Origin of the sequence: Micromonospora cremea (genome assembly GCF_900143515.1) — a bacterium.
GTDB lineage: Bacteria > Actinomycetota > Actinomycetes > Mycobacteriales > Micromonosporaceae > Micromonospora > Micromonospora cremea.
Genome location: NZ_FSQT01000002.1, coordinates 4,441,227 through 4,464,285, shown reverse-complemented (window position 1 = coordinate 4,464,285; position 23,059 = coordinate 4,441,227). Strand labels below are relative to the sequence as shown.

Genomic DNA, 23,059 nt, shown 5'->3' with positions numbered 1-23,059 from the left:
GGACGGTCGGAGTCGGCTGGCAGACTCGACCGGGGCCGACCGGCGACATCGGCCGTACGCTCGGAGAACGGCACGGCGGAGCATTGGACATCCCGGCATGCCCCTCGGAGACGACGTCGACACCCTGGCCCGGTCCGCCGCGCACGGCGACCGGGTGGCGTTGGACGCCCTGCTGGTCGCGGTGCGGCCGGAGGTGCTCCGACTGTGCGCCCGGTTCCTGCCCAACCGGGAGGACGCCGAGGAAGCCTGCCAGGACACGCTGCTGGCCGTGGCCCGCGGCATCACCCGGTTCGAGGCGCGCTCCTCGTTCCACACCTGGCTGCACCGGCTGAGCGCCAACCGGGCACGGTCGACCTACCGGGCCCTGCGCCGGCGCTGGCTGTTGGAGGCGGGGAACGTGCCGCTGCCCGACCGGGCCGATCCCCGGCGGACCAGCGTCGTCGCCGGCACCCGCCTGGACCTGCTCGACGCGCTCGACGCGGTGCGACCCGACCTCGCCGAGGTGGTGACGTTACGGGACGTCCTCGGGCTCAGCTACCAGGAGATCGCCACCCTGCTGGAGGTGCCGGAGGGCACGGTGAAGTCCCGGCTGCACCTCGCCCGGCGGGAGGTCCGGCAGCGGCTCGGCGACGCGGCGAGCTGAGCACTTGGACGACGAACGGATCCGGCGGCGATGGCGACCAACAGGGTGAACCGACCACCCGACGAAGGAGCCCGGCCATGAATCCCGCCGCGATCCGCCGATCCACCAGCACCATCGCTGCCGCGCTCACCCTGACCATCGCGGTCGCCGCCTGCGGCGCCGAGCCGGTGGCGCCGCTGCCCGTCCAGCCACCCCCTGGCACGTCCGGCTCGGCGCCGACGCCGAGCGCGACCCAAACCGCCACCGTGTCGCCGTCGCGGGTGCCGCCGAGCACCGGGCGCCCGGTTCCGGCACCGCCCGCACCGACCAGGACCCGGGGTACGCCGCCCCGACCGGCCCCGTCGTCGAACGAGCCGACCACGAGTTGCCAGGGCACGGTTCGCTACGACCTGCCGCTGGCCGAGACCGAGCTTGAGCTGCTGCGCTCGCTCTGCTTCGCCACCGGAGCGGTGCTGCGGATCCAGGGGATCGGTCCCGGTCTGGTCACCGTGGACCGCCCGGAACTGGTCTCGCAGCAGTACGAGGCCGGGGTGGTGGACATCCGGTTCGTCCGCCGTGGCACGGTCGCCGTCACGATCCCGCAGGAGGACCGGGCGCACACCATCACGGTGGTGGTCCGGTAGGCCGCCGGTTCGCGGGTGGGCGCGGCCGGGGCTGGTGTCACGGTGTCGCCGGAGCCGGGGCGGGACGGTGCCGGGCCCGGACGAACTCGGCGGCCGCGACCGCCAGCAGCACCAGAGCGACGGCGACGCCCAGCGCCAGACCGGCCAGGTGCGCCGCGGGCGGCGCCAGGGCGATCGCCGCGACGACACCGATGACGTGGGACAGCGGGACCCGCCCGTAGACCTCGTGTTCCAGGACCGCCCGACCGAAGAGGAAGAGCCCGGCGCCACCCAGGATGAGCGCGGTCATCGGGGCGCCGGGCCGCTCGCCCGGCTGCGCGATGATCCGTTCGATGCCGGCGGCCGTGCTCACCACCCCGACCACCATCAACCAGTGGGCGTACGGGTTGGTCTGCACCAGCCGGGACCGGTGCGGTGACGCCTCGATGGCGTCGCGGAGTGTCGCCCCCGCTCCCTGGGCGTAGCTCCACCAGAGCACCACGGCCGTCAGGAACGCGATGCCGAAGGCGCCGATCCGACCGGGCGTGAAGGGCTGGTGGCTCAGGCTGAGGACGCTGACCAGGACGAGTTCGCCCAGAGTGAGGATGTAGATCTGCTGGTACCGCTCGGCAAGGTGCTCCGGCGCCACCTGATACTGCGGCAGGGGCGCCCGACCGGGAATGGGGAAGCGGAACCCGAACGCGATGTAGTCCACGGCCAGCGCGGCGAGCCACACGACGAGCCGCCACCCGGGGTCGGCCACGAGGCCGCCGACCACCCAGAGGGTCCCCGAGACGAGGTTCCAGACCAGGGCGCGGAGGGAGCGTTCCTGCCCCTGCCGACGGCGCAGGGAGCGGATGAGCACCAGCCCCCGGCCCAGGTTGATCGCGGCCCAGGTCCCACCGAAGATCAGTCCGTGGTCACGGAACGCCGTCGGCAGCGCGGCGGACATCAGCATGACGCCGAACATGATGCCCAGGATCAGGTAGGGGATCGGTCGATTCCGCGGACTGTAGGTGTCGGTGATCAACGTCGTGGTCACCCACACCGCCCACAGCGTCGACAGGGCGAGCAACGCCTGGCCGATGCCGGTCCAGGTCTGCTCGGCCGCCATCTTCTGCGACGTCAGGGTCAGGCTGGCGATGAAGGCAAGGTCGAAGAACAGCTCCAGCAGGTCCGCACGCTGCGGCCCCTGCGCCATGCGGGTCAGCGGCCGGCGCGGACCGCCCGTCACCGGCATCCGCCCGGCCTCCCGACGCCACGGCCACCGGCAGGCGGCGCCGCGAGCACGTCCTGATACCCCTCCGCCGCCACGGTGACAGCTTCACACCCGAGGGACCGCCATCGGGCGCGTTCGCCCGCACCGCGACCGCCCGCTACCGCACCCGCACCCCCGCGAGCAGGGTGTCCACGAACTCGGGTCCACCGTCGACCGGCGGAACGATCTGCACGTACACCAGAGCGTTGCGGCCGCGATGCAGCCCGGCCGACTCGACGATCTGCGGCCGGGCCCGGTCGCAGCGGTACCCCACCACGGTCCACTCGACGCCCGCCTGCCGCGTGGCGCGGGCCGGCGCAGACGTGCAGTCCCCGTGCGTACGCTCGGCCAGGAACCCGGCCGGCGTGGTGCGGGCCGCCGTGGCGGCGGAGAGGCCGACGAAGGCGCCGGGCAGCCGGGGGTCGGCGGCCCAGCGGCGGGGTTGCGGCGACATCACCAGCGCCGGTTCCGCGTCGCCGTCGGCACCGTACTGACCGGCCCAGCTCGCCCCCGTGGCCGACCAGCCGGCCGGCAACGCCACGGTCAGCGGCCCGGTGGTGTACGTCCCGCCGGCCGGCCGCCCGGAGCCGTTGCCACCGGCCTCGGCGCCCGCCCCACCCACTGCGGCGACGGCCACGGCGGCCGCCCCGGCCAGCCGCAACCGGTACGGGCGGCGGGCCGCCGATCGGGGTGATGGCGGCTGCCGCGCGGGGCGGGCCGCTCCGGCCAGCGCGGCGTGCAGGGCCGCCGCGTCCGGGTAGCGGCCGGCCGGGTGGTGCGCGGTGGCCCGGGTGAGCACCGCGGCGACCGCCGACGGCACGCCTTCCCGCAACCGGATCGGGGCGGCCCGGCGTGCCGGGTCGGGGCCGGCGGCGCTCAGCGGGGTCGGCGGACAGCAGGCGGATCCCGAGCCGGCCGAGCCCGTACACGTCGGCGCGGGTGTCGATCACCGCGCCCGGGTCGTCCTGCTCCGGCGCCATGTAGCCGGGTGTGCCCGCGCGGGCGGTCAGCCCGGAGGCGGCGGCGAGCGCCTTGGCGAGGCCGAGGTCGGCGATCAGCACCTGTTCGGCGCCGGTGCCAGCCACGTCGGTGGAGCGGAACAGGATGTTGCCCGGGGTGAGGTCGCGGTGCACGACGCCGTGCCGGTGCAGCACGGCGACGCCGGCGCAGATCTCGCCGAGCAGCCGCAGCGCCGTCGGCCCGGGGATCGGTCCGGCGGCCAGGCGGTCCCGCAAACTTCCCCCGTCCGCCCAGGCCAGCACCGCGTACGGCCGGCCGTCGGGCAACTCACCGACGGCGTGCACCCGGACCAGCCGCTCGTGCTCCAGCCGGCGCAGCAATCGGGCCTCGTCGCGGAAGCGTTCCCGGACCCGCAGGTCGTGGCTCCAGTTCTCGGCCAGCACCTTGATCGCCACGTGCGCGTCGAGCGCCCGGTCGTAGCCCAGCCAGACCGTCGCGAACGACCCGACGCCCAGCAGCCGCTCGATGGTGTAGGGCCCGATCCGCAGTGGAGCCGTCACCGCGTCACCCCCGGCCAGCGCCGTCGGTTGGCGTCTCACTTCACAGTAGACCGGGCCGGTCGGAAACCCGACGAACCGCCGGCCCCGACGCGGTGACTAACAGGGCAGGAGACCCACCACCCAAGGAGCGAACCATGAACCATCCCTCGATCCTCATCGCCACCGGCGCGCTGGCGCTCAGCACGCTGGTTCCGGTGACCGTCGCCGGCCCGGCAGCGGCGGCACCCCTGGCCGGCGGCACCGTGTCCGGCCCGGCGCACGGCACGTCACTCGTCACCTCCGCAACCGTCGGGCCGGACGGTGGGCACAGCCACCCGCGGCTGCTCAGCGTCCGCGGCGCCGGTGCGTACCGGATCGGGGCCAGCCTGGCGACGCTCACCGCGGCCGGGCGCATCGACTGGGTCGCGCCGGGATGCGCCGGGGTGGTGCACGCCGGCGCCACCGGTTCCTGGGCCGGCGTGATCCTGCTGGCCTTCCGCGACGGGCGGCTGGTGGAGGTCGGTACGGCCACCGCGCCGCCCCGGTCCCCCGCGGGGGCCACGGTCGGCATGTCGTTCGCCGAACTGGAGGAGATCTACGGCCGGCGGGGCTCGCTGATCCGCAACGACGCGGGGGACGCCGAGGCGTACCTGGTGCGCGTCGGATCGCGGGTAGAGCTGTTCAGCGGGCACCCGATCCGCCCCGGCGTGGGCTACTTCCAGGTCGGGCCGGCCACCTTCGTCGAGCGGAACTTCCGCCAGGGCGGATCCTGCTGATTCGCGTCCGTACCGCGGGGCGTCCGGTGCTCGCCGGGCGTCCCGCAACCACGTGTCGGCCCGCCGCGAACCGGCATAGGCAGGCACAATGATATTGAACTCGACAACAGTGTGTGCCACACAGTATGGTGTGACACATGGTTAGCGAGGACGTTCTACGGACGCACCTACAGGAGCTGCGTCGAGGCACCGTCGTGGTGGCCAGCCTGGTCGCGTTGCGCCGACCGGACTACGGCTACGCACTGCTGCAACGGCTCACCGACCACGGCTTCCCGGTGGACGCCAACACGCTCTACCCACTGCTGCGCCGGCTGGAGGACCAGGGCCTGCTGACCAGCGAGTGGAACACCGAGGAGAGCCGGCCGCGCAAGTTCTACCGGACCAGCGACGAGGGCGAGTCGATGCTGAACCGGCTCCTCGACGACCTCGCCGCCGTGCAGACCTCCATCACCGGGCTGATCCAAGGAGTGGACCGATGAACACCCTGACCGACCGCTACCTCGCCGCCACCCTGCGCTCGGTGCCCACCCAGCGCCGGGACGAGATCGCCACCGAGCTGCGCGCCTCCATCGAGGACATGATCGAGGACCGGACCGGCAGCGGCCAGGACACGACCACCGCCGAGCGCGAGGTGCTCACCGAGCTGGGCAACCCTGACCTGCTGGCCGCCCGGTACGCCGACCGCCGGCTGCAGCTCATCGGCCCGGCCTACTACCTGGTCTGGCTGCGGCTGCTGAAGCTGCTGCTCAGCTTCATCCCGGCGATCGTCGGCACGGTGGTCGCGGTCATCGACGCGGCGGACGGCAAGGGTTTCGGGGCGATCGGGACCGGCATCGCCACCGCCATCCAGGTGGCCGTGCAGGTCGCGTTCTGGCTCACCCTGACCTTCGCCCTCATCGAGCGGTTCCAACCCACCATGGACCTGCCCGACTGGACCGTCGACCAGCTGCCCGACGCGCCGGTGCACCGAGACATCTCCCTCGCCGACACCATCGCGTCGGTGGCCATGCTGGTGCTGACCATCGGCTACCTGCCCTTCCAGCACTACAAGTCCTGGGTCGAGGACGACGCCGGTGACAACCTCCCGATCCTCGACCCGGCGCTCTGGTCGTTCTGGCTGCCGGCGCTGATCGCGGTGCTGCTGGGCAGCGTGGTGTTCGAGATCGTCAAGTACCGGATCGGGCGCTGGAGCTGGCCGCTCTTCGCGGTGAAGGCCCTGCTCAACGTGGCGTTCGCGGTGCCGGTGGTGTGGTTGGCGCTCACCGACCGGCTGCTCAACCCGGCCCTCGGCGAGCGGCTGAGCTGGCTGGCGGACGGGGACAACCGGAACACCCTCGGCGCCCTCATCGCACTGGGCGCGGCCGTGGTCCTGGTCTGGGACCTGATCGACACCGCCATGAAGACCCGCCGCCAGACCGCATGAACAGCAGTCGACCAGGCGGCCCGGCGCGGACCCCGCGCCGGGCCGCCGCCCGTCCGCCACACCAGGTCACCGCCGTACGGCCCGGCGAAAGGCCGTGGCGGCCGACGTGGCCGACGTGGCATCGTTCCGGGATGACCGTGGCACAGCGTGACGAATGGCGCCGCCCGGGTCCGACACCGGAGCAACGCCGAATCGACCTGTGGATCGGGCTGGGGGTGACCCTGCTGGCGCTGGTCAGCCTCACCCTGGCCCGCAGCGCCGGGGCGTTCCTGCTGGGCCCGCCGCCGTCCGGGCCGGAGCAGCTGTTCTGGACCGTCGCGGTGACCCTGCCGCTGGTCTGGCGGCGGCGCTGGCCGGCCACCACCCTCCTGATCGTCGCGGTGGCGTTCATCGCCGCGCAGGCCCGGTCGGCCCCGGAGACCCAGCTCTCCGCGTGGGCACTGTTCGGCGCCCTCTACGCCGTCGGCGCGTGGGGGCCGGACCGGCGGCTGGCCCGGAGGCTGCGGATCGGCGTCATCGCCACGATGTTCGCCTGGCTGGGCGTCTACTACACGGTGAGCGTGGACCACATCCCGCCCGGCGCCTTCGCCGACGCGGTGGGGCCGGTCCCGCCGGTGCTCGCCGCGATGGTCAGCGGGGTGCTGGTCAACGGGCTGTTCTTCGGCTTCGCGTACTTCTTCGGGGAGACCTCCTGGGTGGCCGCGCGGCGCGAGCACGAGCTGCGCGCCCAGGCCGAGGAGCTGCGCCGGTCGCAGGCCGAGGCCCGGGAACGGGCGGTGCTCGGCGAACGGGTGCGGATCGCCCGGGAGCTGCACGACGTGGTCGCCCACCACGTGTCGGTGATGGGGGTGCAGGCGTCCGCCTGCCGTCGGGTGTGGGACCGGGACCCGGGCAAGGCCCGCGCGGCGCTAACCGCCATCGAGCAGACCGCCCGCACCGCCGTCGACGAGCTGCGCCGGATGCTGGGTGTGCTGCGCGCCCCGGGCAGCGACGCCGAGGCCCCACCGGCGGCGACCGGTACCGTCGACCGGATCGATGAACTGGTCGAGCGGGCCCGCTCCGCCGGGCTCGCGGCCACCGTCGGGGTGTACGGCGCCCCCGTCCCGCTACCCGCGTCGGTGTCCCAGACGGCGTACCGGGTGGTGCAGGAGGCGGTGACCAACACACTGAAGCACGCCGAGGCCGATCTGCTGGACGTGCGGATCCGCTACCTGGCACGGGAGGTGGAGTTGGACGTGAGCGACAACGGACGGACCGGCGGTCGGCCCGGCGCCGAAGGGCTCGGCCTGATCGGCATGCGGGAGCGGGTCGCCGCCCAGGACGGCGTCCTGGAGGCCGGCCCCCGCCCCGGTGGCGGCTGGCGGGTCCGCGCCCGACTGCCGCTGCCACCGGTGACCGCGACGGCGACGGCGACGGCGGGCGAGACCGCGTCGGCCGGCGTGGGGGTGCCGGCGTGACCGCCTCGCCGACCAACGGCACGCCAGGCGCCCAGGAGCGGGTCCGGGTGCTGCTCGCCGATGACCAGCACCTCGTCCGCACCGGCTTCCGGGTCATCCTCGAGGTGGAGGACGACATCGAGGTGGTGGGCGAGGCCGCGGACGGCGCACGCGCCGTCACCATGGCACGGGTCACCCAGCCCGACGTGGTGCTGATGGATGTGGAAATGCCCGGAATGGACGGGCTGGAGGCCACCCGGCTGATCACCGGCGAGGGGCCCGGGGCGCCCGCGGTGCTGATCCTCACCACCTTCGACCGCGACGACTACCTGTTCGCCGCGCTGCGGGCCGGTGCCAGCGGCTTCCTGCTCAAGAACGGCACCCCGGAGGAGCTGGTCGAGGCGATCCGGGTGCTGGCCCGGGGCGACGGCCTGCTCGCTCCGGAGATCACCCGCCGGGTGATCTCCACCTTCGCCCGCCCGGGCGATCCGACGGGCGCCGCCCGCAGTGGGCCGGACGCCGACGCCGCCCTGGGCGAGCTGACCCCGCGCGAACGGGAGGCGCTCGTGCTGCTCGCCGCCGGTGCGAGCAACGCGGAAATCGCGGCGGCGATGCACCTGGGCGAGGCGACGGTGAAGACACACGTGAGCCGGGTGCTGGCCAAACTCGGTCTGCGCGACCGGGTGCAGGCGGTCGTCTTCGCGTACGAGAACGGGGTGGTCCGCCCCGGCGGCTGAACCGGCCTCCGTCGCGCGGTGGACCCGCCGGCTCAGCCGCCGGGCGGACGGCGGACCGACGTATTCGATCTAGCGTGGGTCCGTGACCAGAACGCTCCGCCTGGACGGCGTCGACCGCAGCTTCGGCGACCGGCAAGTGCTCAAGAACGTGTCCTTCGAGGTGACCGCCGGCCGGATGACCGGCTTCGTGGGCGCCAACGGCGCCGGCAAGACCACCACCATGCGGATCATCCTGGGCGTGCTCGCCCCGGACGCCGGCGAGGTGAGCTGGGGCGGCGCGACGCTGACCCGGCAGGACCGGCAGCGGTTCGGCTACATGCCCGAGGAACGCGGCCTCTACCCCAAGATGACCGTACGGGAGCAGGTGACCTACCTGGGCCGGTTGCACGGCCTGGGCGCCGCCGCCGCCGGACGCGCCACCGACACGCTGCTGGAGCGGGTCGGGCTGGGCGAGCGCGGCGGCGACCTGCTGGAGACGCTGTCACTGGGCAACCAGCAGCGCGCACAGATCGCGGCCGCGCTGGTGCACGACCCGGAGGTGCTGGTGCTCGACGAGCCGTTCTCCGGCCTCGACCCGCTGGCCGTGGACACCGTCGTCGCCGTGCTGCGGGAACGCGCCGCCGCCGGGGTGCCGGTGCTCTTCTCCAGCCACCAGCTGGACGTGGTGGAGCGGCTCTGCGACGACCTGGTGATCATCGGCGACGGGGTGATCCGGGCCGCCGGCAGCCGGCAGCAACTGCGCGACTCGTACACCGTGCCCCGCTTTGAGCTGGTGGTGGCGACCGACGCCGGCTGGGTGCGCGACGAGCCGGGGGTGTCCCTGGTCGAGCTCGACGGCGCGCGAGCGGTGTTCGACCTACCGGCCGGCGCCGACGAACAGCCCGTGCTGCACGCGGCCCTCGCCCGGGGCCCGGTCCGCGCCTTCCGCCCGGTCAGCCCCTCGCTCACCGAGATCTTCCGAGAGGTCACCCAGTGAACGTCACCCAGGCCACCCGGCTGGTCGCCGAACGCGAGATCCGGGTCAAGCTCCGCGACCGCACCTTCCTGTTCGGCACGCTCTTCTTCCTGCTGATCGCCGCGGCGGGCACCATCCTGCCGCCGTTGCTCTCCGGCGGGCCGAAGAGCGTCGCGGTCACCCAGGAGGCGGCCAGTCCGCTGCGAGCCGCCGGACTCGAGGTCCACGTGGTGCCTGACGACCGCGCCGCCGAACAGGCCGTCCGCGACGGCGACGTGGACGCCGCGGTGGTCTCCGGTCCGGCGGTGCTCGCCATGGACGAGGCCCCCGACGACGTGGTCCGGGCGCTGAGCACGGCCCCGCCCGTGCGACTGCTGGACCCGGACGCGGTCGACCCGGTGGTGGCGTTCCTCGTGCCGTTCGTCTTCGCGTTCGTCTTCTTCCTCACCTCGCAGACCTTCGGCCTGCAGATCGCGCAGAGCGTCACCGAGGAGAAGCAGACCCGGATCGTGGAGATCCTGGTCGCCGCCGTACCGGTACGGGCGCTGTTGGCCGGCAAGGTGATCGCCGGCGGCATACTGGCGCTCGGGCAGATCGCGTTGATCGCCGTCGTGGCCGTCGCCGGTATGCGGATCGGCGACAGCGGCGGCCTGCTCACCCTGCTCGCCCCGGCGATCGGCTGGTTCGTGCCGTTCTTCCTGCTCGGCTTCGTGCTGCTGGCCGCGATGTGGGCGGCGGCCGGCGCCCTGGTCAACCGGCAGGAGGACATCGCGGCTGTGTCGACGCCGGTCCAGCTCGCCGTCATGCTGCCGTTCTTCGCGGTGATCTTCCTCAACGACAACGCCGCGGCCATGCGGCTGATGTCCTACCTGCCGTTCTCCTCGCCCACGGCGATGCCGCTGCGGCTGTTCAACGGCGACGCCGCCGGCTGGGAGCCGTTCGTCTCGCTGGCCATCCTGCTGGTCACCGCCGGCGCCTTCGTGGTCGCCGGGGCACGGATCTACGAGGGGTCGCTGCTGCGGACCAACGGGCGCACCTCGGTGCGTGCCGCCTGGCGGGAGCGGGAGACCATCGGCTGACCGCTGACGGCCCGCGCGGGTGCCGTTCGTCCTCAGTGGACGGGCGGCACCTCGTCCCAACCGACGGGCAACCGGGGTGCCGACCAGGACCGGTCGGGCCGCCACGCCGCCCAGGCCGGGTCCCACCAGCGCTGCCCCACGTCGAGCAGGGCGGCGATCCGGTCACCCTCGCCCCGGATGGCGTCCGCCATGCCCGGGTAGCGCCCCTCGACGAGGCGCTGCGCGAACATCTCCACGTCCTTCCAGACGTACCGGTCGGCGTCCGCGCCCCACCACAGGTCCAGCTCGTGGTCCAGGGTGTCCACCCCGATCGGGGTACGCCGCACCGGGTCCTGGAGGTTGAAGTACCAGCCGGCGAAGTCGCGCTCCGGCCCCGTCCAGAACACGTCGACCGAGTGCGCCTCGCCGGGACGGTGCAGCATCAGCTTGCCGTGCCCCTGCTAGGCGCGATGCCCAGCGACCTCCCACGGGTGCCGCCCGCACGGGAAGGCGCCCTTTGTTGGGAAGCCGAACTCGGCCCCCGGCGGGAGGTAGAGGGCGAGCAGGTCGGGCGAGTCCTCGACGCAGATCGTCGGGCGGCCGAACCAGACCTCACCGAGAAGGATCTCGCGCCGGACGACCACGTCGCCCGGCGCGAACCGGCGCCCCGTCACCCCCACAGAGCGGTCCTACCGCGTCAGGCGTCCACCGCGGCCATCACGTCGTCGCTGACGTCGAAGTTCGCGTAGACGTTCTGCACGTCGTCGCAGTCCTCCAGGACGTCGATCAGCTTGAAGATCTTGCGCGCGCCATCCTCGTCCAGCGGAATGTTCATGCTGGGGATGAGGGACGACTCCGCCGACTCGTACTCGATGCCGGCGTCCTGCAGCGCCGTGCGGACCGCGATCAGGTCGGTCGGCTCGGAGACCACCTCGTACGCCTCGCCGAGGTCGTTGACCTCTTCGGCGCCGACGTCGAGGACGGCCATCATCACGTCGTCCTCGCTGGTGCCCTCCTTGGGGACGATCACCACGCCCTTGCGGGAGAACATGTACGACACCGAGCCGGCGTCGGCGAGCGAGCCGCCGTTGCGGGTCAGCGCGGTGCGCACCTCGGTCGCCGCACGGTTGCGGTTGTCGGTGAGGCACTCGATCAGCATCGCCACGCCGTTCGGGCCGTACCCCTCGTACATGATCGTCTGCCAGTCGGCGCCGCCGGCCTCCAGGCCGGAGCCGCGCTTGACCGCGCGGTCGATGTTGTCGTTCGGCACCGAGCTCTTCTTGGCCTTCTGGATGGCGTCGTAGAGCGTCGGGTTACCGGAGGGGTCGCCGCCGCCGGTCCGTGCGGCCACCTCGACGTTCTTGATCAGCTTGGCGAACATCTTGCCGCGCTTGGCGTCGATGACGGCCTTCTTGTGCTTGGTCGTCGCCCACTTTGAGTGGCCGGACATCTCCTACCTCCGTCTGTCATTCCACGCCTGCGTCGACTGCCGCACCGATTCCGCGCCGCATCCGGCGATCCGGCGGCCGGTCGGCTCCGCGGGAGATGCCGCGCCGGGCGACGGCCCTGCCGAACCGCGGCAATCTTACCGAGGTCACACCCGGGCGTGTCACACCCGGCACCCGCTCGGGGCGCCGCCGGGGCACCCGGGCCACCCAGAAGATAACGACCGGGGGCCGGGAAACATGCCCCGCCGCGTCGTGCGGGGCATCGTGTCCACCGCTCAGGCGGCCCGCACCAGGTCCACGAAGTACGCGTGCACCCGCAGGTCACCGGTCAACTCGGGGTGGAACGAGGTGGCCAGCAGGTTGCCCTGCCGGACCGCCACGATCCGGTCGGCGGCCGGGCCACCGGTCACCTTCCCGATCACCTCGACACCGTCGCCGACCCGCTCCACCCACGGGGCGCGGATGAACACCGCGTGGAACGGCTCGCCCGGAATCCCGCTGATCTCCACGGGCGCCTCGAACGAGTCGACCTGTCGGCCGAACGCGTTGCGCCGCACCGTCATGTCGATGCCGGCGAAGCCACGCTGGTCGGGGCGCCCGTCCAGCACCTCGGTGGCCAGCATGATCATGCCGGCGCAGGACCCGTAGACCGGCATGCCGCCGGCGATCCGCTTGTCGATCGGCTCGCGCATCTCGAAGATGTCGGCGAGCTTGCTGATCGTGGTCGACTCGCCTCCGGGAATGACCAGCCCGTCGACCGCGTCCAGCTCCGCTGGGCGGCGGACCGGGCGGGCGTCCGCGCCCGCCGCGGCAAGCGCCGCCACGTGCTCCCGGACGTCCCCCTGGAGCGCGAGCACACCGATCACCGGCGCCATGCCCTCCCCCAGTTCCTCTCGTTGTCAGGAAGGGTCGCTTCCTTCGTCACCAGCCGCGCTCGGCCAGGCGGTGCGGCTGCGGGATCTCGTCGACGTTGATGCCGACCATCGCCTCGCCGAGACCACGGGAGACCTTGGCCAGCACGTCCGGGTCGTCGTGGAAGGTGGTGGCCTTGACGATCGCGGCGGCCCGCTGAGCCGGGTTGCCCGCCTTGAAGATGCCGGAGCCGACGAAGACGCCCTCCGCGCCGAGCTGCATCATCATCGCGGCGTCGGCCGGGGTGGCGATCCCACCGGCGGTGAACAGGACCACCGGCAGCTTGCCGCTCTCGGCGACCTCCTTGACCAGCTCGTACGGGGCCTGGAGCTCCTTGGCTGCGACGTACAGCTCGTCGACCGGCAGCGAGGAGAGCCGGCGGATCTCCTGGCGGATCTTGCGCATGTGGGTGGTGGCGTTGGAGACGTCACCGGTGCCGGCCTCACCCTTGGAGCGGATCATGGCCGCGCCCTCGGTGATCCGGCGCAGCGCCTCACCGAGGTTGGTCGCACCGCAGACGAAGGGGACCGTGAAGGCCCACTTGTCGATGTGGTTGGCGTAGTCGGCCGGCGTCAGCACCTCGGACTCGTCGACGTAGTCCACGCCCAGCGACTGGAGGATCTGCGCCTCCACGAAGTGGCCGATGCGGGCCTTTGCCATCACCGGGATGGAGACCGCCTCGATGATCCCGTCGATCATGTCGGGGTCGCTCATCCGGGACACGCCGCCCTGCGCGCGGATGTCGGCGGGCACCCGCTCCAGCGCCATCACCGCGACCGCACCGGCGTCCTCGGCGATCTTGGCCTGCTCGGCGTTGACCACATCCATGATCACGCCACCCTTGAGCATCTCGGCCATGCCGCGCTTGACGCGGGCGGTGCCGACGACGGGGGTGGTAGCGGTGTTCGGGGCGGTGGTTTCGGGCACGGGTCAGCGCTCCTTGGACGTGCTCCGGGGGTGGCAGCGAAAATGCTACGCCGGAGCCAACGCCGTACCGACAGCCAATCAGACCCCCGGTGGCCTGCACTGTGGCCCCCGTCACCGGCCGGACGGGGTGGCCGGTCGACGGCGTCGGTCAGCTCGCGGGCACGTCTGCGGGGACCGTCAGGGTCGGATCGTCGATGTCGAAGTACCGCGGCCACTCGTGGCCCCGCCCCATCCGCAACAACCGCACCAGTGGACGGCTGCGCGCCGACCGGGCGTCACGGACGAGGTCGGTGTGCACCTGCCGGGACAGCGCGAGCCGGCGACTGGCGGCGATGACCGCCGCGCAGTCCGGATCGGTCGGGTCCAGCTGCACCCCGCGCAGCTGCCGGGTCAGGTCGTTCTCCGCCGCCTCCCGCTCGTCCGGCGGGGCGTCCAGGGCGATCCGGGCCGCCGCGTACAGCTCGACGCCGAAGTGCCGCTCGGCCAGCACGGCGGCGGCCGCCGCCCGGCGCAGCAGGTGGGCGTCGAGGGCCCGCGCCGCCAGCTCCGCGCGGCCCTGGAGCCGCTCGACCCGGCCCGCGGTCCAGATGAGGTACGCCGCAACCAGCCCCACGACCAGGCTCGCGGCCACCACCCACCACATGTGCGGCATCGTAGTGCTGCTCCGTTTCCGTCCGTCCGGGCACGGCCACGCCGGTCACCCGGTCACCGCCCGCACCATCCGTCACACCGGCTCAGCCCAGCCCCACCCATTCCTGGTCGATGACCCGCCCGTCGGTCGCCTCGATCGCCGCTGCGTATACCTCCAGAACACGGCGAGCAACCACCGGCCAGTCGAAATTCGCCACCACCTGATCGCCGCAGGCGCTCAGCTCGGCCCGACCGGCCGGGTCGTCCAGCAGGTCGGCCAGCGCGTCGCGCAGCCCCGCCGGGTCGCCGGTGGGGAAGAGCCGCCCGGCCCGGCCGCCGTCGAGCACCCGCCGGAACGCGTCCAGGTCGCTCGCCACCACCGTGGTGCCGGCGGCCAGCGCCTCGGTGAGGATCATGCCGAACGACTCGCCGCCGGTGTTCGGCGCCACGTACAGGTGCACACTGCGCAGCATCCGCGCCTTGTCCGGTTCGGAGACCAGGCCGAGGAAGGTCACCCGCTCGCGCAACGTGGCCGGGAACCGGTCGTACAGGTCGTCGCGGTCGCCCGGGCCGGCGACCAGCAGCCGCAGGTCGGGGCGGGTGGCGGCCAGCTCCACGAAGGCGTCGCGCAATACCGGGAAGCCCTTGCGCGCCTCGGTGAACCGGCCCAGGAAACCCAGGGTGCCGCCCGTACCCGGGGTGCACTCCCCCGGCCAGCCGGGCAACGGCTCGGCGTCGGCGAACTTGGCCACCGCCACCCCGTTGGGGATCTCCACCGCGCCGCCGTCCATGTGCTCGACCTGCACCTTGCGGGCCAGGGCACTGACCGCGATCCGGGCGGTGATCCGCTCCAGCACGATCTGGAGCACGCCCTGCGCGGCGGCCAGCACCCGGGAGCGGGTCATCGCGGTGTGGAAGGTGGCCACCACCGGACCGCGAGCGGACAGCACCGCCAGCAACGACAGGCTCAGCGTCAGCGGCTCGTGCACGTGCAGCACGTCGAAGTCGCCGTTGGTGAGCCACCGCCGGACCCGGGCCGTGGAGACCGGCCCGAACGCGATCCGGGCCACCGAACCGTTGTACGGCAGCGGCACGGCACGGCCGGCGGAAACCACGTACTCCGGCAGCGGAGAGTCCTCGTCCGCCGGGGCGAGCACGCTGACCTCGTGGCCGAGCGCGATCAGCGCCTCGGCGAGGTCCATCACGTGGTTCTGCACCCCGCCCGGGACGTCGAAGGAGTACGGGCACACGATGCCGATCCGCATGCGTCAGCGCCCCTCGTCCGAGACTGTGGCGCTCCGCCTCACCGTGCACCCACCCCCTCAGGCCTGACCGGCGGCCGACGAAGGCAGCGCCGTGCCGCCCCCTGTCCCACGCTGGTCCAGCCACATCCGCTGCAACATGTGCCAGTCTTCCGGATGCCGGGCGATACCCGTCGCCAGACGGTCGGCGATCAGCTGGGTCAGCGACCGGACCCGCTGGTCCAGCGGCCCCGTCTCAGGCCCGGGCACCGGCAGCGGCCCGGCGAGCGAGGCGCACGCGGCGTCCGACTCGTACCACAGTGACGCCACGTAGAGCGGCGCGCCGGTGTGCAACGCGAGCAGCGCCGGCCCGGCCGGCATCCGAGTTTTGGCACCGAAGAAGTCCACCTCCACCCCGCGGGCGGAGAGGTCCCGGTCGGCCAGCAGCGGCACCACCGCGCCGGCGCGTAACCGGTCCAGCAGCACGTCGAACGCCGGTCGCGGCCCACCGTGGGTGGGCAGGATCTCCATGCCCAGGCCCTCCCGGAAGGCCACGAACCGCTCGTAGACGACCTCCGACTTGAGCCGCTCGGCCACCGTGGTGATCGGCCAGCCGGTGGCCGCCACCCAGGCGCCCGCAGCGTCCCAGTTGCCGGCGTGCGGCAGCGCCACCACCGCGCCCCGACCGGCGGCGACGTCGGCGGCGAGCAGTTCGGCGCCGTCGAGCCGGAAGCCGGAGAGGATCTGCGCCCGGCTCAGCGCGGGCAGCCGGAACGCCTCCATCCAGTACCGGGCGTACGAGCGCAACCCACGCTTCACCAGCTCGTCCAGCTCCGCCTCGGGCAGATCCGGGCCGACCACCCGGCGCAGGTTCGCGCGCAGTCGGGCCGTACCCCCGCCACCGTGGCGGTGGGCGCGATCCGCGCCCGCCTGAAACGCCGCGGCCACCAGCGGCCGGGGCAGCGCGCGCAGCACCCGCCAGCCGGCGACGTAGCCCAGTTCGGTGAGGTTCACGCGACCCGGCCGCCGGTCATTCCGCGCCGGGTCGCCGGGGTGCCACCCGCGCTCACGCCGACACGGTGCTGCGCCGCGTGGTCCGCTGCGCTCACGCCTGGCCGTCCGGCCGGAGCTGTTGGGCCTGGCGGTAGACGTGCGCCATCCGCTGCCCCACCGTGAAGATCGACACTGCGGCGAGCAGCCAGAGTGCGATCTCCAGCGCCGGGTCGACGCCGACGCCGGTGAGTATCCCGCCGACCCCGACGATCAGCAGCCGCTCGGTACGCTCGGCGATGCCCACGTTGCAGGTCATGCCCAGCCCCTCGGCGCGGGCCTTGACGTACGAGACCAGTGCGCCAGCGGCCAGGCAGAGCAGCGCGGCGGCCACCCCGGAATGGTTGTTCTGGGTGGCCAACCAGTACGCGACCGCGCCGAAGACGGCGCTGTCCGCGACCCGGTCCATGCTCGAGTCGAGGAACGCCCCGAACCGGGTGGAACCACCGCTCATCCGGGCCATCGTCCCGTCGAGCAGGTCCGTGAGCGCGAACACGGTCACGATCAACGCGCCAGCGACCAGATGGCCGCGGGCACCGAAGCCGAGCGCACCGATGAGCACACCGACGGTGCCCGTAACGGTGACGGCATTGGGGGTGACGCCCGCGCGGAGCAGGGCGCGTGCGATCGGCTCGACGACGCGGGTCATCCCCGCGCGGGCCGACACTTGGAAGATCTTCGCCATGGCGGTCCCCACGATAACGGTCCGCCCAGCTCCGGCGATACGGCCGGTCCCATCGACCCGCCCGGGGGAGGCTTGTGCCTACCCGGCAACGGGTGTGAGATCGAGCCAGGAGGTGAGCCAGCTCACCCGCCCGCCCGTCCCGTTCCCGCTGTGCTGCAGACCACCGGAGGATATCGCCGCGCACTCGCCCCGGGCCGCTTCCCGTCGCGCGGCGGTCGCCACCAATCACCGGCTGAGGGAGGTGCGCCCGATGGCGCAGAAGAGTCAGGAGAAGGGTCCCGCCGGCGGCACGCCGGTGGTGACCGAACCCGACAGGGTTCGCAACGTGGTGCTCGTCGGGCACTCCGGAGCGGGCAAGACGACCCTGGTCGAGGCGTTGCTCGCGGCCACCGGCACCATCGGCCGGGCCGGCAACGTGGTCGACGGCACCACGGTCAGCGATCACGACCCGGCGGCCGTGCGCCAGCAGCGCTCGGTGAGCCTGTCCTGCGCGCCCCTGCTGCACAACGGCATCAAGGTCAACCTCCTGGACACCCCCGGGTACGCCGACTTCGTCGGCGAGCTGCGCGCCGGGCTGCGGGCCGCCGACGCCGCGCTCTTCGTCGTCTCCGCCGCGGGCGGGATGGACGCGGCCACCGTGGCGCTGTGGGAGGAGTGCGCGGCGGTCGACATGCCGCGTGCAGTCGCGGTGGCGCGGCTGGACCAGCCGCGCGCCGACTTCGACGAGGCGGTGGCGCTCTGCCAGCGGGTCTTCGGCGACAACGTGATGCCGCTGTACCTGCCGATGCTCGGTGACGACGGGGTCTCCACCGTCGGCCTGCTCGGCCTGATCACCCGCCGGGTCTTCGACTACACCGCCGGCCTGCCCGCCGACGTGCGCGAGCCGGACCCGGAGCACCTGCCGGCCATCGTCGAGTCCCGCAACGAGCTGATCGAGGGGGTCATCGCCGAGAGCGAGGACGAGACGCTGATGGACCGCTACCTCGGCGGCGAGGAGATCGGCACCGAGGTGCTTATCGACGACCTGGAGAAGGCGGTCGCCCGAGGTCACTTCTACCCGGTCGTGCCGGTCTGCGCGGAGACCGGGGTCGGGTTGGACGCATTGCTGGAGGTGCTGACCGCCGCGTTCCCGTCGCCGCTGGAGCACGAGGTGCCGCCGGTGGCCGGGGTGGACGGCTCGCCGCGACCGCCGCTGACCTGCGACCCGGCCGGGCCACTGGTCGCCGAGGTGGTCAAGACCACCGTCGACCGGCACGTCGGGCGGGTGTCGCTGGTCCGGGTCTTCTCCGGCACGCTGCGCCCCGACCAGACCGTGCACGTCTCCGGGCACGGCATGGCCGAGCGCGGCCACCCCGACCACGACGCCGACGAGCGGGTCGGGCACATCTACACGCCGCTGGGCGCCACCCTGCGCGAGGTGTCACTCTGCGTGGCCGGCGACATCTGCGCGATCACCAAGTCGGGCAGCGCGGAGACCGGCGACACCATCTCGGCCAAGGACGACCCGCTGCTGATCGCGCCGTGGGAGATGCCGGAGCCGCTGCTGCCGGTGGCGATCGTCGCGCGGAGCCGGGCCGACGAGGACGCCCTGGCCCGCAACCTGGCCCGGCTGGTCGCCGGCGACCCCACGCTGCGGCTGGAGCGCAACCCGGAGACCCACCAGCTGGTGCTCTGGTGCATGGGCGAGGCGCACGCGGACGTGGTGCTCGACCGGCTGCGCGCCGGTGGCGTGGAGCTGGACACCGAGCCGGTCCGGGTGTCGCTGCGCGAGACGCTGACCGTGCCCGCGAAGGGGCACGGCCGGCACGTCAAGCAGTCCGGCGGCCACGGCCAGTACGCGGTCTGCGACATCGAGGTGGAGCCGCTGCCCCGGGGCAGCGGCTTCGAGTTCGTCGACCGGGTGGTCGGCGGCGCGGTGCCGCACAACTACATCCCGTCGGTGGAGAAGGGCGTCCGCGCCCAGTTGGAACGCGGCCTGGTCGCCGGCCACCCGGTGGTGGACCTGCGGGTGACCCTGGTCGACGGAAAGGCGCACAGCGTCGACTCCTCCGACGCGGCCTTCCAGACCGCGGGCGCGCTGGCGCTGCGCGACGCGGCCGAACGCGGCCAGCCGGCGCTGCTGGAGCCGATCGACGAGGTGACCGTCCGGGTGCCGGACGGCTCGGTGGGCGCGGTGATGGGCGACCTGTCCGGCCGGCGCGGCCGGGTGCTCGGCACCGAGCCGGACCCGGACGCCGAGGGCCGCACCCTGGTTCGCGCCGAGGTGCCGGCCACCGAGCTGCTCCGCTACGCCGTCGAGCTGCGCTCGATGACCGCCGGCACGGGCACGTTCCGCCGCCACTTCGTCCGCCATGACCCCATGCCCACCCACCTGGCTGACCAGGCGCGCAAAGAACACACCCCGTAACCTCACGCCCCTGCCCCTCCCGCGCCACGCCGCCCCGCCCGCCCCACGGGCCCAGGCCGCCCTGCCCGCCCCACCCGCCCCGTCGATCTAGGGGAAATCACCGTGAGTTGATCTCCGCGGGCAACGATTCGCCCTAGATCGACGAGGCGGGGGGCGGGGCGGGCGGGCGGGTGGGGGCGGAGGGGTGGGTCAGGGGTGGGTTACCGGGTGGGTGGGGCGGGGCCAGTGGGGGCGGTCGGCGTCGCGCAGGGCGGCGGTGCGCAGGGCGGCCAGCTGGCGCTCGACCTCGGCGAACTGGTCCGGCGGCAGTGGGCCCCGGTGCAGCGCGGCGGCGTTCTCCTCGACCTGTTCGACGGTACGGCAGCCCGGGATCGGGATGGTGCGCCCGCTGCGGGCCCAGATCCACCCCAGCGCGCCCTGCGCGAGGGTGCGCCCGTCGGCGGTGAGCGCGGCGCGGACGGCGCCCACCCGGCGCAGCCACTCCGGTGCCGGCCGGCCGCCACGGAACCACTCCAGCCAGCCCGGGGTCAGCCCACGCACGTCGTCGCGGGGCAGCGTCGAAGCGGCGGAGTACTTGCCGGTGAGCAGCCCCATCCCCAGTGGCCCGCGGTTGACGCTGGCCAGGTCGTACTTGTCGCAGACGGCGAGCAGCTCGGGGGCGTCGCGCAGCACCGACAGGGTGTGCTGCACGGCGGTGGCGCCGGCGGCCGCGTGCCCGAACGCGGTCGCCCGGTCGGGGCGGTCGGTGCTCCACCCGTACGCCCGTATCAGGCCCTCGGTGACCAGGTCCTCGCAGGTGCCGATCAGCGCCTCGGCCCGGGGCACCGGCAGGTCGGCCAGGTGCAGCTGGTACAGGTCGATCCGGTCGGTGCCCAGGCGGCGCAGCGAGTCGACAACCGCCCGCCGCAGGTACGCCGGCGACGCGTCCTCGCCGGTCGCCTGCCGGCTCGCCTCGTCGAAGGTGTAGCCCCACTTGGTGGCGATCACGGCCTCGTCCCGGCGGCCGGCGAGCGCACGCCCGAGCACCCGCTCACCGTGCCCGGCGCCGTAGGTGTCGGCGGTGTCGAAGAGGGTGACGCCCAGGTCGAGCGCGCGGCGCACCGCCCGCACGGACTCGTCGTCGTCGACCGCGCCCCAGCCCAGCGGCTGGGTCCCCTCCGCCCAGGGGCCGCCGATCGCCCAGCACCCCATGCCGAGGGCGCTGACCTCGATGCCGCTGCGCCCCAACATCCGTGTCGTGACTGCCATCGAACGATCGTGCCACCTTCGTCGGGTCCAGGCGTAGCGGTTCCCGGACGCGGACGCCGGAGCGCGGCGGCGGGTGCCGTGCGGCATGATCGGGCCCATGCGACGGCTGGGTGTGGACATCGGCGGCGTGCTCATCGAGCCGGCTGACGAGGACGCCGACACCTCGTTCTTCGGCGCGCACTACCTGCGCACCCCCGCCGTCGACGGGGCGTTCGAGGCGCTCGCCGCGCTCGGCCCGGCGTTCGACGAGGTGCACCTGGTCTCCAAGTGCGGCGAGGCCACCGAGCGGCGGACCCGGGAGTGGCTCGCCCACCACGACTTTGCGACCCGCACCGGCATCCCGGTGGAGCGGCTGCACTTCTGCCGGACCCGGCCGGACAAGGCGCCGATCGCCCGGCGGCTCGGGCTGACCCACTTCGTGGACGATCGGCTGGAGGTGCTCGGCTACCTCGACTCGGTGCCGCACCGCTACCTGTTCCGCCCCCGCCCGGCGGAGGTCGCCGCGCACGCCGGGCTGCTGCCCCGCGTACACCGGGTGGAGAGCTGGCCGGAGCTGGCCGCCCTGCTGCGCGCCGGCTAGCCGGGCCGGCGCGCACCTCGCGCGCCGGCGCGACGGGTCAGGAGGGCCAGGCGCGGGCGAGCAGGTCGCGGGTGTCGCCGAGCAGCTGCGGCAGGACCTTGGTGCGGCCGATCACCGGCATGAAGTTCGCGTCGCCGCCCCAGCGCGGCACCACGTGCTGGTGCAGGTGCGCGGCGATGCCGGCGCCGGCCACCCCGCCCTGGTTCATCCCCAGGTTGAAGCCGTGCGCGTTGCTGACCTTGCGGATCACCCGCATCGCGGCCTGGGTGAACGACGCCAGCTCGCTGGTCTCCGGCCCGTCCAGGTCGGTGTAGTCGGCGACGTGCCGGTACGGGCAGACCAGCAGGTGCCCCGGGTTGTACGGGTAGAGGTTGAGCACCACGAAGACGTGCTCGCCGCGGGCCACGACCAGGCTCTCCTCGGGCGGCAGCTTGGGAGCCCGGCAGAACGGGCACCCGGTGGGCTTCTCGTAGCCCTCGGCCGGACGGTCCTCGCCGGAGATGTACGTCATCCGGTGCGGCGTCCAGAGCCGCTCCAGGCCGTCGGTCATCCCGCCGCTGTCCGTGTGCCGTTCCGCCCCAGTCACAGAGGCGATCCTACGGACCGTGCCGGGCGGCGGCGACGGCTGCCACCCGCTCGCGCGGGCCGGCCGGATTGTCGGCTGTTCAGAATCGCGTCGAATGGAAGTTGTTGACGAACGAAGTCCCATCCCTGAAACTTTCGTATATCCACGTACTTCCATGTATCGATGGAAGGTTTCAGTGATCCGACGAATCGGCACCTTTCTCGCGGCCATCGCGCTGACCGCCGTCAGCACCGTGGCCGGGGTCACCCTGACCGCCGGGGCCGCGCACGCGGACGGCTGCTACACCTGGGGACGCATGCTGTCCCAGGGGATGTCCGGCGAGGACGTCCGGCAACTCCAGGTCCGGGTCGCCGGCTATCCCGGCTACGGCGCCGTGCTCACCATCGACGGCGCGTACGGGCCGGCCACCCGGTCCGCCGTGCTGCGCTTCCAGCAGGCGTACGGGCTCCCCGCGGACGGCATCGCCGGCCCGCAGACCTTCAACCGGATCTACGCCCTCCAGGACGACGACTGCACGCCGGTCAACTTCGACTACGCCGAGTTCAACGACTGCAACAGCGACTGGTCCGGCGGGGCGGTGTCGGCCAGCACCGCCCGGTTCAACGCCCGGGTCTCGATGTGGAAGCTCCAGGCCATGCGGCACGCGCTCGGCGACCAGCAGATCAGGGTGACCAGCGCGTTCCGCAGCTACGCCTGCAACAGCGCGGTCGGCGGGTCGTCGACCAGCCGGCACCTCTACGGGGACGCCGCCGACCTCGGCGCCACCCCGCACTCACTGTGCCGCCTGGCCCAGCAGGCCCGCAACCACGGCTTCAACGAGATCCTCGGCCCCGGCTACCCGGGCCACGACGACCACACCCACGTCGCGCACAAGTCCACCCGGACCTGGTCGGCGCCGACCTGCGGGATCTGACGCCGGGTCGTCCACCCGAGATCGTGCTGGAACACGGAAGCAGTG

General features: G+C 73.2%; 25 protein-coding genes and 1 pseudogene. 12 read left to right on the top strand and 14 right to left on the bottom strand.

Annotated features, from left to right (window positions below; translation table 11 throughout):
• Positions 1-97 precede the first annotated feature (97 nt).
• Positions 98-643, top strand: coding sequence for an RNA polymerase sigma factor (locus tag BUS84_RS34425; protein ID WP_074318508.1), 546 nt, complete (start codon positions 98-100; stop codon positions 641-643).
• Between the two features lie 77 nt (positions 644-720).
• Entirely contained in the window at positions 721-1,266 is a 546-nt protein-coding gene (locus tag BUS84_RS34420) for a hypothetical protein (protein ID WP_074318507.1), read from the top strand.
• A 37-nt stretch (positions 1,267-1,303) separates the two neighbouring features.
• On the opposite strand, the gene BUS84_RS34415 is transcribed toward BUS84_RS34420, so the two are convergent.
• From BUS84_RS34415 to BUS84_RS40370, 3 genes and pseudogenes are all read right to left on the bottom strand, one after another.
• Positions 1,304-2,485 carry a low temperature requirement protein A gene (locus BUS84_RS34415; protein WP_074318506.1) on the bottom strand — a complete coding sequence of 394 codons (1,182 nt, stop codon included), beginning with the start codon at positions 2,483-2,485 and terminating at the stop codon, positions 1,304-1,306.
• Between the two features lie 136 nt (positions 2,486-2,621).
• The gene (locus tag BUS84_RS40375; RefSeq protein ID WP_244298940.1) at positions 2,622-3,323 is read right to left on the bottom strand and encodes a hypothetical protein; all 702 of its coding nucleotides are present in this window, start codon (positions 3,321-3,323) and stop codon (positions 2,622-2,624) included.
• A gap of 124 nt (positions 3,324-3,447) precedes the next feature.
• A pseudogene (locus BUS84_RS40370) lies at positions 3,448-4,023 on the bottom strand (serine/threonine-protein kinase); the annotation flags it as partial.
• A gap of 134 nt (positions 4,024-4,157) precedes the next feature.
• On the opposite strand from BUS84_RS40370, the gene BUS84_RS34405 reads away from it, so the two are divergent.
• The 7 genes from BUS84_RS34405 (at position 4,158) to BUS84_RS34375 (ending at position 10,408) form a co-directional block, all read left to right on the top strand.
• Entirely contained in the window at positions 4,158-4,778 is a 621-nt protein-coding gene (locus BUS84_RS34405; protein ID WP_074318505.1) for a hypothetical protein, read from the top strand.
• 137 nt (positions 4,779-4,915) lie between these two features.
• Positions 4,916-5,257, top strand: a complete 342-nt coding sequence (locus BUS84_RS34400) for a PadR family transcriptional regulator (protein ID WP_007458189.1) — start codon at positions 4,916-4,918, stop codon at positions 5,255-5,257.
• Entirely contained in the window at positions 5,254-6,201 is a 948-nt protein-coding gene (locus BUS84_RS34395) for a permease prefix domain 1-containing protein (protein WP_074318504.1), read from the top strand. Before BUS84_RS34400 ends, BUS84_RS34395 begins: the two co-directional genes overlap by 4 nt.
• A gap of 131 nt (positions 6,202-6,332) precedes the next feature.
• Entirely contained in the window at positions 6,333-7,658 is a 1,326-nt protein-coding gene (locus BUS84_RS34390; protein WP_074318503.1) for a sensor histidine kinase, read from the top strand.
• A complete protein-coding gene (locus BUS84_RS34385) occupies positions 7,655-8,374 on the top strand; it encodes a response regulator (protein ID WP_074318502.1) in 720 nt (239 codons plus the stop codon). The genes BUS84_RS34390 and BUS84_RS34385 overlap by 4 nt, the downstream gene beginning before the upstream one ends.
• Before the next feature lie 82 nt (positions 8,375-8,456).
• The gene (locus tag BUS84_RS34380; protein ID WP_074318501.1) at positions 8,457-9,350 is read left to right on the top strand and encodes an ABC transporter ATP-binding protein; all 894 of its coding nucleotides are present in this window, start codon (positions 8,457-8,459) and stop codon (positions 9,348-9,350) included.
• The gene (locus BUS84_RS34375) at positions 9,347-10,408 is read left to right on the top strand and encodes an ABC transporter permease (protein WP_074318500.1); all 1,062 of its coding nucleotides are present in this window, start codon (positions 9,347-9,349) and stop codon (positions 10,406-10,408) included. Before BUS84_RS34380 ends, BUS84_RS34375 begins: the two co-directional genes overlap by 4 nt.
• Positions 10,409-10,440: 32 nt before the next feature.
• Here the strand turns inward: BUS84_RS34375 and BUS84_RS40365 are convergent, their stop codons facing one another.
• From BUS84_RS40365 to pgsA, 9 genes are all read right to left on the bottom strand, one after another.
• Positions 10,441-10,833: a ribonuclease FAU-1 family protein gene (locus BUS84_RS40365; protein ID WP_483189038.1), complete on the bottom strand. Its 393-nt coding sequence runs from the start codon at positions 10,831-10,833 to the stop codon at positions 10,441-10,443.
• A gap of 15 nt (positions 10,834-10,848) precedes the next feature.
• Positions 10,849-11,067: a hypothetical protein gene (locus tag BUS84_RS40360; RefSeq protein ID WP_244298819.1), complete on the bottom strand. Its 219-nt coding sequence runs from the start codon at positions 11,065-11,067 to the stop codon at positions 10,849-10,851.
• A 17-nt stretch (positions 11,068-11,084) separates the two neighbouring features.
• Positions 11,085-11,837, bottom strand: a complete 753-nt coding sequence (locus BUS84_RS34365; RefSeq protein WP_074318499.1) for a YebC/PmpR family DNA-binding transcriptional regulator — start codon at positions 11,835-11,837, stop codon at positions 11,085-11,087.
• Positions 11,838-12,110: 273 nt separating this feature from the next.
• Positions 12,111-12,710: a pyridoxal 5'-phosphate synthase glutaminase subunit PdxT gene (gene pdxT / locus BUS84_RS34360; RefSeq protein WP_074318498.1), complete on the bottom strand. Its 600-nt coding sequence runs from the start codon at positions 12,708-12,710 to the stop codon at positions 12,111-12,113.
• Positions 12,711-12,756: 46 nt separating this feature from the next.
• Positions 12,757-13,674, bottom strand: coding sequence for a pyridoxal 5'-phosphate synthase lyase subunit PdxS (gene pdxS / locus BUS84_RS34355; protein WP_074318497.1), 918 nt, complete (start codon positions 13,672-13,674; stop codon positions 12,757-12,759).
• A gap of 148 nt (positions 13,675-13,822) precedes the next feature.
• Positions 13,823-14,326, bottom strand: a complete 504-nt coding sequence (locus BUS84_RS34350; RefSeq protein ID WP_074318496.1) for a hypothetical protein — start codon at positions 14,324-14,326, stop codon at positions 13,823-13,825.
• Between the two features lie 82 nt (positions 14,327-14,408).
• Positions 14,409-15,569, bottom strand: a complete 1,161-nt coding sequence (locus tag BUS84_RS34345; protein ID WP_074318495.1) for a glycosyltransferase family 4 protein — start codon at positions 15,567-15,569, stop codon at positions 14,409-14,411.
• 57 nt (positions 15,570-15,626) lie between these two features.
• The gene (locus tag BUS84_RS34340; protein ID WP_074318494.1) at positions 15,627-16,559 is read right to left on the bottom strand and encodes a phosphatidylinositol mannoside acyltransferase; all 933 of its coding nucleotides are present in this window, start codon (positions 16,557-16,559) and stop codon (positions 15,627-15,629) included.
• 91 nt (positions 16,560-16,650) lie between these two features.
• A complete protein-coding gene (gene pgsA / locus BUS84_RS34335; RefSeq protein ID WP_074318493.1) occupies positions 16,651-17,280 on the bottom strand; it encodes a phosphatidylinositol phosphate synthase in 630 nt (209 codons plus the stop codon).
• A gap of 250 nt (positions 17,281-17,530) precedes the next feature.
• Between pgsA and BUS84_RS34330 the strand changes: the two genes are divergently transcribed.
• Entirely contained in the window at positions 17,531-19,687 is a 2,157-nt protein-coding gene (locus BUS84_RS34330; RefSeq protein ID WP_074318492.1) for an elongation factor G-like protein EF-G2, read from the top strand.
• A 189-nt stretch (positions 19,688-19,876) separates the two neighbouring features.
• Here BUS84_RS34330 and BUS84_RS34325 read toward each other — a convergent pair whose 3' ends face one another.
• Entirely contained in the window at positions 19,877-20,935 is a 1,059-nt protein-coding gene (locus BUS84_RS34325) for an aldo/keto reductase (protein ID WP_074319335.1), read from the bottom strand.
• Between the two features lie 97 nt (positions 20,936-21,032).
• Here BUS84_RS34325 and BUS84_RS34320 point away from each other — a divergent pair, with 97 nt between their 5' ends.
• On the top strand, positions 21,033-21,515 hold the full coding sequence (locus tag BUS84_RS34320) for a hypothetical protein (RefSeq protein ID WP_244298818.1): 483 nt from the start codon (positions 21,033-21,035) through the stop codon (positions 21,513-21,515).
• Between the two features lie 37 nt (positions 21,516-21,552).
• Here the strand turns inward: BUS84_RS34320 and BUS84_RS34315 are convergent, their stop codons facing one another.
• Positions 21,553-22,065, bottom strand: a complete 513-nt coding sequence (locus BUS84_RS34315) for an HIT family protein (protein WP_208869974.1) — start codon at positions 22,063-22,065, stop codon at positions 21,553-21,555.
• A 211-nt stretch (positions 22,066-22,276) separates the two neighbouring features.
• Between BUS84_RS34315 and BUS84_RS34310 the strand changes: the two genes are divergently transcribed.
• On the top strand, positions 22,277-23,014 hold the full coding sequence (locus BUS84_RS34310) for a D-Ala-D-Ala carboxypeptidase family metallohydrolase (RefSeq protein ID WP_244298817.1): 738 nt from the start codon (positions 22,277-22,279) through the stop codon (positions 23,012-23,014).
• The last annotated feature ends 45 nt before the right edge of the window (positions 23,015-23,059 follow it).